Annotated in this window: 6 protein-coding genes and 2 pseudogenes; 3 read left to right on the top strand and 5 right to left on the bottom strand. The window is 64.0% G+C overall.

All coding sequences use genetic code 11. The features are described from left to right. Positions 1 to 271 precede the first annotated feature (271 nt). Complete coding sequence (locus tag RBR29_RS08040) at positions 272 to 934, top strand: response regulator transcription factor (RefSeq protein ID WP_320348471.1); 663 nt, start codon at positions 272 to 274, stop codon at positions 932 to 934. Here the strand turns inward: RBR29_RS08040 and RBR29_RS08035 are convergent. Next, positions 921 to 4,367 carry a PAS domain-containing hybrid sensor histidine kinase/response regulator gene (locus RBR29_RS08035; RefSeq protein ID WP_320348470.1) on the bottom strand — a complete coding sequence of 1,149 codons (3,447 nt, stop codon included), beginning with the start codon at positions 4,365 to 4,367 and terminating at the stop codon, positions 921 to 923. The genes RBR29_RS08040 and RBR29_RS08035 overlap by 14 nt on opposite strands. 250 nt (positions 4,368 to 4,617) lie before the next feature. Here RBR29_RS08035 and RBR29_RS11955 point away from each other — a divergent pair. Both RBR29_RS11955 and RBR29_RS08025 read left to right on the top strand, forming a co-directional pair. After that, positions 4,618 to 5,084: pseudogene (locus RBR29_RS11955) on the top strand (sulfate adenylyltransferase); the annotation flags it as partial. A 15-nt stretch (positions 5,085 to 5,099) separates the two neighbouring features. Further along, complete coding sequence (locus RBR29_RS08025) at positions 5,100 to 6,326, top strand: sulfate adenylyltransferase (RefSeq protein WP_369293021.1); 1,227 nt, start codon at positions 5,100 to 5,102, stop codon at positions 6,324 to 6,326. A 9-nt stretch (positions 6,327 to 6,335) separates the two neighbouring features. Here the strand turns inward: RBR29_RS08025 and RBR29_RS08020 are convergent, their stop codons facing one another. The 4 genes and pseudogenes from RBR29_RS08020 to RBR29_RS08005 all read right to left on the bottom strand — a co-directional run. Continuing rightward, positions 6,336 to 7,175, bottom strand: a complete 840-nt coding sequence (locus RBR29_RS08020) for a DUF364 domain-containing protein (RefSeq protein ID WP_320348467.1) — start codon at positions 7,173 to 7,175, stop codon at positions 6,336 to 6,338. A gap of 34 nt (positions 7,176 to 7,209) precedes the next feature. Then, positions 7,210 to 8,265: a methyltransferase dimerization domain-containing protein gene (locus RBR29_RS08015; protein ID WP_320348466.1), complete on the bottom strand. Its 1,056-nt coding sequence runs from the start codon at positions 8,263 to 8,265 to the stop codon at positions 7,210 to 7,212. Beyond that, the gene (locus tag RBR29_RS08010; RefSeq protein ID WP_320348465.1) at positions 8,262 to 9,308 is read right to left on the bottom strand and encodes an ABC transporter substrate-binding protein; all 1,047 of its coding nucleotides are present in this window, start codon (positions 9,306 to 9,308) and stop codon (positions 8,262 to 8,264) included. The genes RBR29_RS08015 and RBR29_RS08010 overlap by 4 nt, the downstream gene beginning before the upstream one ends. Then, positions 9,302 to 9,636: pseudogene (locus RBR29_RS08005) on the bottom strand (hypothetical protein); the annotation flags it as partial. The gene RBR29_RS08010 and the pseudogene RBR29_RS08005, both read right to left, overlap by 7 nt.

Raw genomic sequence — 9,636 nt, 5'->3', positions numbered from 1 at the left:
ATCCCGTTGGCCTTCTTCTCGATCTGGCTGTTCTCGACCCTGGATCGCAGTGCCCGCGCGGCCCAGGAACGCGATGCCTTCGAGGCCTTGACCGTGCGCAGCCAGACCGGCATTGGCGCGGCCAGCGCCAGCGCCCACTGAGCCAGGCGTTCGCACGGATTGCAGCCGCTATCCTGAACAGAAAACAGGGCATTTCGATGCCCTGTTTTCACTGAGTCCACACGCCCTGGCAGGTGTCATTCCTGCTATGTGCGCATGGCATAATCCCGACATGACCGAACTGCTCATCGCTGACGATCATCCGCTGTTTCGCGAGGCATTGCGCGGGGTCGTGGCCAGTCTGTTTCCCAGTGCGGCCATTTACGAGGCGGATCGTATCGCCAATTTGTATCCATTGGTCGATGACCACCCGGATGCCGATCTGCTCTTGCTCGATCTGGATATCCCGGGTGCGATTGGATTCAGCGCTCTGGTCCATTTGCGCGCGACCTATCCGTCCCTGCCCATTGTGCTGGTGACCGCCCATGAAGAAGCCCGCTTCGTGCGGCGCGCCATGGACCACGGGGCCATGGGCTTCATTCCCAAATCCATTGACTCCCAGACACTGGGCGCGGCCCTGCAAACAGTCCTGGAAGGGGGCGTCTGGCTGCCCGAAACCGATACCACAGCACCCGGCATCAGCCTGGACGAAAGCGCCGTGGCCGCCAGACTGCGCGAACTGACGCCACAGCAATTCCGTGTGCTGCAAATGCTCAGCACCGGCCAGCTCAACAAGCAGATTGCCTACGAACTCGATGTGTCCGAGGCCACCATCAAGGCGCACATGACGGCGATCCTGCGCAAGCTCGGCGCATCCAACCGCACGCAGGCCGTGCTGATGGCCAGCCGTCTCGGGTTGAACCAGGACGAGCCCCAGGGCACTAGTACGTCTTGATCTGCGCGCTCAGGAAAGCGCGCAGCGAGGCAGGCTTCACGGGTTTGGTCAGCACCAGATAGCCGTATTGGCGCGCAGCCGCCTTGAGTTCATCGCTGCCATCCGCCGTCAATAACGCACCCTGCGCATGAGGCAGATGCAGGCGCAGCAATTGCAGCGCCTGCAAGCCGTCGAGCCGGTCATGCAAGTGATAATCCACCAGCAGCACATCCGGGTTGAAGTCGATTTTCCCCAAGGCGTTATCCACGGTGTTGGCCGTCATGATTTGTGCGCCCCAGCGGCCCAGCAACGCTTCCATGCCGGCAATCACATCCAGGTCATTGTCCAGGCACAGCACCCGCAGTCCTGTCAAAGGCAGGCCATCGACGAGCTTGCCGACCCCACTGCCCGAGAGGCGGCCGGGTGTCGCCGTGGCCTGGCTCAACGGCACGCGGATGGAAAACATGCTGCCGCGTCCGACTTCGGATCGCACATCCAGCGTATGGCCCAGCAGGGCCGCAATACGCTGGCAGATGGACAGCCCCAGTCCCAGGCCGCGGCCATCCCAATCAAACGCTTGCTCATAGCGATGGAATTCCGCGTAGATCTGCTCAATGTGATGGGGCGGTATGCCTTGGCCTGAGTCCCAGACCTGGAACTCCAGGTCCTTGCCCCGGACCCGCACGCCGAATACCACCCGTCCTTTCTGGGTGTAGCGCAAGGCATTGGCCAGGAAATTCTGCAGTACCCGACGCAGCAGCCGAGGGTCGCTGCAGACTTGCAGCGGCCGGGTGTGGATCCGCAGATCGATGCCTCGTTGCGCCGCCACGGGGGCGTATTGATCGGCCAGGTGCTGCAGCAGGTGCTGGACATCGATCACGCTCAGATCCGGTTTCAAGGCGCCGGTGTCCAGGCGCGATATGTCCAGCAGGCCTTCCAACAGGTCTTCTGCGGTCCGCAGGGATGTATCGACCCGATCGGCCAGATTGGACATGTCGGTCGGGTCGGCGGTATCGCGCAAGGCCGAGGCAAACAAGCGGGCCGCGTTGATCGGCTGCAACACGTCGTGGCTGATTGCCGTCAGGAACCGGGTGCGAGATTTCTGGGCCTTTTCCGCTTCCTGGGTGCGCGCGGTCACTCGCTGTTCCAGGCTGTCGTTCATTTCCCGCAATTCGCGCTCCACGCGCTTGTAGTGGGTGATGTCGCTGTAGCTGGTGACGTAGCCGCCACCGGGCAGAGGCCGTCCCCGCAACTCAATCACCTGCCTGTCGTTCAACGTGCGTTGAGTCACATAGGACGAGCCTTCGCGCATGAATTGAATGCGGCGGGCGATGGCTTGTTCCACGCCGATGGTTTCCACTCCGTCAACCTTGCCGCGTTCGGCGTTGAAGCGGATCAGGTCTGCGACGGATCGGCCCACATACAGCATGCTGGGCGGATAGTCGAACAACTGTTGATAGCGCCGGTTCCAGGCCACCAGGCGCATGTCCGCATCCACTACGCTGACGCCCTGATCGATGTTTTCCAGCGTCGCCAGGAGAATATCCCGATTGAAACGCAGATCCTGGCCCGCTTCATCGAGCACGGCCATGATGGTGGCGATTTCCATGCCCGAGCCGCGCAAGGCGCTGGTCAGGACCAGCCGGGCCGATGCTGCGCCCACTGCGGCGGCCAGCAAGAGTTCCGTGAAATGGACCCAGGCGCTGTCGGCACGCAGGCCGGGTTCCAGCACTTGCTGCATTTGCCTGGCCTGGGTTTCAAAGGCGCGCCTGGCCATTTTCTGGCCGACAATGCGTTCTGCCAGCGCCTGCAGGTCATGGACCGACAGATCCCCATAGGCGTGGCGGGCCGCCAGGGTCTGCCGCGCGGTATAGGGGTTCAGGAATGGCTCGGCGCGCAGGCGTTCGCCCAGCCCTGGGCGCTTGCGCCAGGAGACCCACAGAAATGCGCTGATATTGCATGACAGGGACCAGAAGGTGCCGTGGGTCAGCGGGTCCCAGCCTGCCACACCGAACAACTGGTAGGGACGCAGCCAGGACAGGCCGAACAGCCCGCGATGCAGCCAGTCGTCGGCCAGCCAGCCGACCTCGGCCAGGGTCGGCAGCAGCAAGGTATAGACCCAGATTGCAAAGCCCAGTAAAAGTCCGGCTTCCACGCCCTGTCGGCTGGCGCCGCGCCAGTACAGGCCCCCGATCAGGCCCGGCCCGAATTGCGCGACGGCCACGAACGCCATCAGTCCATAGGCCGCCAGACTCGTGTCGCTGCCGCTGAGCATGTAGTAGCCGTAGGCCGCGCCGGCCAGTACCATGATGGCGATTCGACGGATCCACAGGACGGTGGGGGCGACCGTGCCCTGTTGCTGCTGCGCCCAGCCCCGGCGCAGCAGCAAGGGCATGACCAGGTCATTGCTGACGATGGTCGACAGCGCCACGCTGGTGACGATGACCATGCCCGTTGCCGCTGAAAACCCGCCGATGTAGACCATCAGGGCCAGCCCCACCTGATGCTGCGACAAGGGCAGGGCCAGTACGAAACTGTCCGGCGCCACGCCGTCCGTGCCCGCGCCAAACAGGCTGAAACCCGCTGCCGCAATGGGCGGCACCATGGCGCTGACGATGATCAGGTACGTGCCGAACAGCCAGCGCGCGCGCCGGATATCGACCACATCGCCGCATTCGACAATGGCCACATGAAACTGGCGGGGCAGGCAGATGATCGCGGCAAACGCCAACAAGGTCTGTCCCACGAATCCTACCGGCGGGCTGTGCTCGAACAAGGTGCTGACCGCGCCCACCATGTCGAGCCGGGTCTGGCCGAACCAGCGAACGGCAAACAGCCCCACGGCAACCAGCGACACCAGTTTCACGACCGACTCGAACGCCACGGCCAGCATCAGGCCGGGCCGATGCTCGGTTGCGTCCACTTGCCGCGTTCCGTACAGGATCGAGAACAGGGCCATCAGGATCGCGACGTACAGGGCCGGATCCCCGAGCAGGCCCGCATCAAATTCCGTTCCGGTCAGCACGTTCAGGCTCAGGGCGACCGCCTTGTACTGCAGGGCCAGATACGGGACGGCCGCCACCACGGCAACGCCTGCCACCATGGCCGCCAGGCGTTGTGAGCGTCCATAGCGGCTTGCCATGAAGTCTGCGATGGACACCGTATTCTGGGATTGGGCGACCTGCGCCAGCCGTTCGATGATCCGCCAGCCAAACAGCAGCATCAGGATGGGGCCCAGGTAGATCGGCAGGAAACCGATGCCATACCGCACGGCCGACCCGACTGCCCCGTAGAAAGTCCACGATGAGCAATACACCGCCAAGGCCAGGCTGTAGACCGTGGGCCGCAGCCAGGGCCGCTGGGCATACAAGGGATTTCGATCCCCGAACCAGGCAATCGCGAACAGGATTGCGGCGTACAGCAAGGAAGCCAACACCACCCAGGCTGGCGTCATCTGGATTGTCTCCTACTTTGGTATAACGCGATGATTTTTCTCGCGATTGTGAGTAATACTAGGACAGTTCCGGCTGGACCGAAAGGGGATCTGAAGCCCAGCCGCCGTCTGGTATCACAAGAAAAAGCAGGACGCTCCAGGCCAGGGGCGGCGGTCCCGGCCCGGAGCCCATCGATCACCCGTATACGAGACAACACCCCGGCAGAAAAACCTATTCCATCGTCGTGCGGGGGCATTCAAAGGAGGAAACATGAACCATCACGCCTTGAATTTTGATCGCTACCCCCAACAGCCGCACGGTGGGACGCTGGTCAATCAGGTCGTCCCGGAACACCGGGTGAAGGACGAAATCGAGCGCGCTCGTTCATTGCCCAGCATCCGCGTGGACCTGGAAGCCGTGATCACCATCGAGATGATCGCCACCGGGGTGCTGTCCCCCAACAAGGGCTTCATGAAGAAGCCGACTACAACGCTGTGCTCAAGGACGGGCGCCTGAGCAATGGGGTGATCTGGCCGGTGCCCTTGAGCTTTGCCCCGATCGGCGACCGGAACCGCGAGACGATCAAGGGGCTGTCGGTCGGCTCCGAGGTGGCCTTGACCAACAGCCAGAACGAACCGGTCGCCATCCTGAGCATCGAGGATATTTTTGCCTACGACAAGGAAAAACGCGCCCAGCAGCTGTTTGGCACGACCGACAGAAACCACCCCGGCGTGGATTCCATTTACCGGCGCATGGGCGATGTTTCTCTGGGGGGCACCCTGCATCTGCTCCAGCGGGTGGACTGGGGGCCGTTCGAAAAACTGCGCCGCGAACCCAAGGATACCTGGCGCCTGTTCTACGAAGAAAAGCAATTCAATTCGGTGGCGGGTTTCATCACGGGTGCCAACCCGCTGCATCGCGGTCATGAATACATTCACCGCAATGCCCTGGAAGGGGTGGATGGCCTGTTCCTGCAGCCCCTGGTCGAAATGGCCAAGCGCGAATACGTGCGCCATGAATTCCGCATGATGGCCTACCGCAATGTGCTCGATACCTACTACCCCAAGGACCGCGCCATCCTGTCGCCCCTGCGCGTGACCTACATTTTTGCCGGCCCGCGTGAAACCATTCTGCATGCGCTGATCATGAAAAACTACGGCTGCACGCATGCCCTGATTGGCCGGGATCATGCCGGCATTGGCAGCTATTACGACAAATACGCCAGCCACAGCATTTTCGATCAGTTCAGCCCCAAGGAAATGGGCATGGACGTACGCCTGTTCCACGAAGTGTTCTACTGCACGCGCTGCGCCTGTCACGCCACATCCGAAACCTGCCCGCACGATGATCGCTTCCGGTTGACGATTTCGGGCACCGGCATCCGCGAAATGCTGCGCCACGGCATCATGCCGCCCAAGGAAATCTGTCGTCCTGAATCCATTCTGCCTGCCATGCAGGGCGTGCAGCCCAAGGGCCTGTGCGAAAACGGCGAAGCCATCCAGCCTGTCGGCAAGGTGATTCAGGGCATGTTTCCCTACTACACCCAGTACACCCGCCTGGGCGGCATCAAACGCAGCGAACCGCTGGACCCTGCGCAGCTGACGGTGCGGGATCTGGAACTCGCCAGTCACGATGTCCGGCGCCATGCAGGGGATATCTATGACGGCATCTATGCTGAATACAGCGCCGTGGTGGATCACAACCGCAGCATGCAGGAGGCCTGGATTGATGATGCGCGCGCTGCCTTGCGCTTCCAGCAGGAACGCCTGATCGCTGATCTGGAAGAAAAACAGCAGCAGGCCCCGGAGGAAGCGTCGGACGAATTCATGTACCAGGACAAGCAGGAGGCCACGCGGGAACTGCAGGCCGCCCGCAGTCTGCTCGAAGACATCCCAGCGGGAATAGCGGTCGAGCAGTTCGCCGCGCGGACCTGGAACGTATTGCCGTATCAGCGCTACCGTGGGGCAGACAAGGAATAAGGCCCGGGCTCAAAGTACCAGATTGACCCGATCGGCTTGCCGTTCAAAGAAGTGGTACCCAGAGGCGCCTTCGGACAGCAGGTCCAGGAGCCTCTGGCCTTCGTCCTGGCGCACGCGGGTGCCGCCGACCACATGGACCCCGCGCAGGCGGTAGGGGTTTGGCAGCAATGGGGCCGTCGGGCCGATGACGGCGATCCGGGTGTCCGGGCGCGTCAGCGCCAGCAGGCCGTCGAGCGTCCCGTTGATCAGGGTGGTGGCGGTGCTGATCAGGACATCGCCCCAGGGGACTACGGCAGGCGCCGTATCTGCCGGGGCATAGTGGGGCAGTTCTTCGGGTTTCAGGGTGGCAGGGTCCATTTCCAGTACGCGGTAGTCGCGTCCCTCGCGCCGGAAGGCGCGCATATAGGGCGTAAAGGCCCCGACCAGCACGACTTTTTCCTTGGGCTGCAATTGCAGGGCATCGCAGGCATCGCCGGTTGAAAGCTGGATGCCGTCGGGCGTGCCGTCACGTTGCCAGAGGGTTTCGATCAAGGCGTTGAGCGTGGCGATGGCCAGCGTCCGGCGCATGGGGCCGACCTCGGGGGCGAGGTCCTTGAGCACGTCCAGGACGGGCCGGCCGCGCAGTTTGCCTGGGGCCGGCAGGGCGCTCAGTGAACTGGAACAGCAGACGGCGGCCGGGATGTCCTTGATGGGCGAAGCGGACAGGCCGCAAGTGCCGTTGTCCAGCAGGACGCCGGTGAAGAACAGGCCGACCACGGCGCGTTCGATGACCCGCTGGCTGGCATCGGCACCCAGCCTGGCCAGGGTTTCGGCCAGCAGATCCTGCAGCAGAGAAGATGAGTGGGACATGGCGGTTTCCGGTCAGGGATAGATCGAGGCGGATTCAGGGGCGGACGGCGCAGTGCAGCAGGGTGGGACCATAGCGGCCTTGCAGGGTTTCCTGGTGGGCCTGTATCAGTCCGGCTTCTTCCAGGCGTTCGCAGAATTTTTCCACGTGGCACAGCGGGTGTGAATCCGTCAGGATGGCCTGGTCCATCTGCCCCAGCCCGCCCTCGGCCGGCGCGCAGGCCGGTGCGCAGAACCAGTGCGCCGAGCAGACCAGGCCCCCCGGCGCCATTTGTCCGGCCAGGGCGGCAAGGTCTTCGTTCAAGGCGCGGCGGCGTGGGTACTGGCTGTGGAACAGGACAGCCATGTCCCAGGGCGTATCGGCGCCCGCACTGGGCAGGGGGCCATCAACGTCCACGCGGCAGCGGTCGGCCACGCCGAACCAGGCCAGGTTGTCGCGTGTGCAGGCCAGGGCGGCTTCCGGCACCCGGACCAATGCGTCTTTCGCCTGCAGGGTCAGGATCAGCCGTGCGGCCAGCAGGCCCTGGCTGGCGTCGCAGCACAGCAGGTGGTCGATGGGCCCGCCGGCGCGGTGCGCCGCCAGCCAGTCGGCCAGGGCCCAGGCATCAGCGCGCAGCGGATGCTGCAGGGCGGGGATGCGTTGGGTCGTCAGCGGGACCAGCGGTTCATGGCGAGCTTCGTGCATGAAGTCGTCCAGTCGCGCCCAGCGGCCGTGCGGCTGGACCAGGCCGTCCAGGTATTCGCCGATGTACCAGGAGCTGTCGCGCAGCAGCAGGGACCGGGCCTGGGGGTTGAGGGCGTACTGGTTGTCGGGTGTCGATTGCAGGCAATCGATGTCGCACAGCGCCTGGAGCCATGCCGACAGGTGCGCGCCGCGCAGTCCCAGCGCTTGCGCGATTTCGGGGCGGGGCTGGGGGCCGTGCGCATCCAGGTGTTCGAACAGGCCCAGCGACAGCGCGCTGCGCAGGATTTGAAAGGCTTTGTGGCCTTCGATCAGGGACTGGAAGGCGGGGATGGCGGCGGGCGGGGTGGACAGGGTCTCGGCAACCAGGGCGGAGACAGACTGAGGCTGCAGGGCTTGGGGGGCATTCATGGAAGGGCTCCGTTTGAGGGGGTGTCGGGTCCGCCGGCCAGGATTTCGTCGATCTGGTCGGGGGTGAGCGAAGTGCCGTACAGGTCTTGGTAGAAGGCGGTGACCCGGGTGGTCAGCGTCTGGCGGTCGATGCGGTCCGGGTGGAAGACAGACGCCGCCCAGAGCACGGCGAGCGCCTGCTCGGCCGTGCGGTTGCCCCACATGTGGGCTCCGGTGGGGGTGACGACGATGCGCCGGTCCTGGATGGCCTGCACACGGGCCAGACGGGGATCGTGCAGCAGCAGTTCGGCGTCCCTGCGGTTGGCCACGATCATGATTTCCGGGTTCCAGGCTAGGATCTGTTCGGGCCCGAAGGCGCGGGATTCGATGTCCGCCATATGGTCGTTGGTGACGCTTTGCCCGCCGGCCGCCGTGATCCACCATTCTGCGACGCGATGTGGTCGCGTCATGGATCGGGGGTTCAGATACAGCACTCTGGGCGGCGTCAGGCCGGGGGCCTGCAGGCGTTCCCGCACCAGAGCCAGGGTGTCGTCGAACATCGTCCGGTAGCGCTGCGCCTGTTCGGTGCGCCCCAGCGCCTGGCCCAGCAAGTCGATTGCCTGGCGGACGTCTTCGGGGTTGCGCCAGGCCAGCACGAGGGTGGGAATGCCCTGGGACTGCAATTGATCGGCGGTGCGACGATCCATGGTCAGCGCCAGATCCGGCTTGGCCTGGACCAGGGCCTCGATGCGCACGGACCGATCCGGGTTCTGCAGCGTAGGCAGGGTGCGCAAATGAGGGGCGAATTGGTATTGATAAGCCCACTGGGAGTGCTGGGCAAAATCGGGCAGGCCGTTGATGATGCGGTCGCCCGCGCCCAGTGCAAAGACCATGCTGTTGATGACGGGGACGGCACCCAGCGTAGCCAGCCGCTGGCTGGGTGCTGTCAGTGTGACCTGCCGACCGGCCATGTCCTGCAGGGTCAGGGGGGCCGAGGCCGCCATCACGGACCATGCCAGCAGTCCGACCAGCAATGCGCCGCAGTTCAGGATACGTTTCAGCATGGAGTCTCCTGCAGGCGGGGGGTGCAGGCACAGGGCGTCCCCTGGTGGAAACTGATGTGGATGGGATGGCCGTACAGCTGGCCCAGCAGATCGGCATCCAGCAGGCCGCGTGCCGGGCCGCAGTAGGCCAGCCGGCCCTGATCCAGGACAGCCGCCTGAGCATTCAACAGCCAGGCGTGTTCGGGTTGATGGGTCGTGAGCAGGACGGCCAGGCCGGCCTGATTCAGGGATCGGATCAGCGTCAGCATCTTGCCTTGGTTGCCCAGATCGAGGCCTGCCATGGGTTCGTCCATGACCAGCAGGGTCGGTTGCTGGGCCAGGGCGCGGG

The organism is Castellaniella sp. (genome assembly GCF_034007085.1).
GTDB lineage: Bacteria > Pseudomonadota > Gammaproteobacteria > Burkholderiales > Burkholderiaceae_B > Castellaniella.
Note: the sequence above shows the minus strand (reverse complement) of the source record. Positions and strands in the feature narration are given on the sequence as shown.

Bases quoted from the DNA above. Each gene is read 5' to 3' on its own strand.
- RBR29_RS08020 (WP_320348467.1), bottom strand. From the start codon at position 7,175: ATGTCCCACTCATCTTCTCTGCTGCAGGATCTGCTGGCCGAAACCCTG.
- RBR29_RS08025 (WP_369293021.1), top strand. From the start codon at position 5,100: ATGGGCGATGTTTCTCTGGGGGGCACCCTGCATCTGCTCCAGCGGGTG.
- RBR29_RS08010 (WP_320348465.1), bottom strand. From the start codon at position 9,308: ATGCTGAAACGTATCCTGAACTGCGGCGCATTGCTGGTCGGACTGCTG.
- RBR29_RS08035 (WP_320348470.1), bottom strand. From the start codon at position 4,367: ATGACGCCAGCCTGGGTGGTGTTGGCTTCCTTGCTGTACGCCGCAATC.
- RBR29_RS08040 (WP_320348471.1), top strand. From the start codon at position 272: ATGACCGAACTGCTCATCGCTGACGATCATCCGCTGTTTCGCGAGGCA.
- RBR29_RS08015 (WP_320348466.1), bottom strand. From the start codon at position 8,265: ATGAATGCCCCCCAAGCCCTGCAGCCTCAGTCTGTCTCCGCCCTGGTT.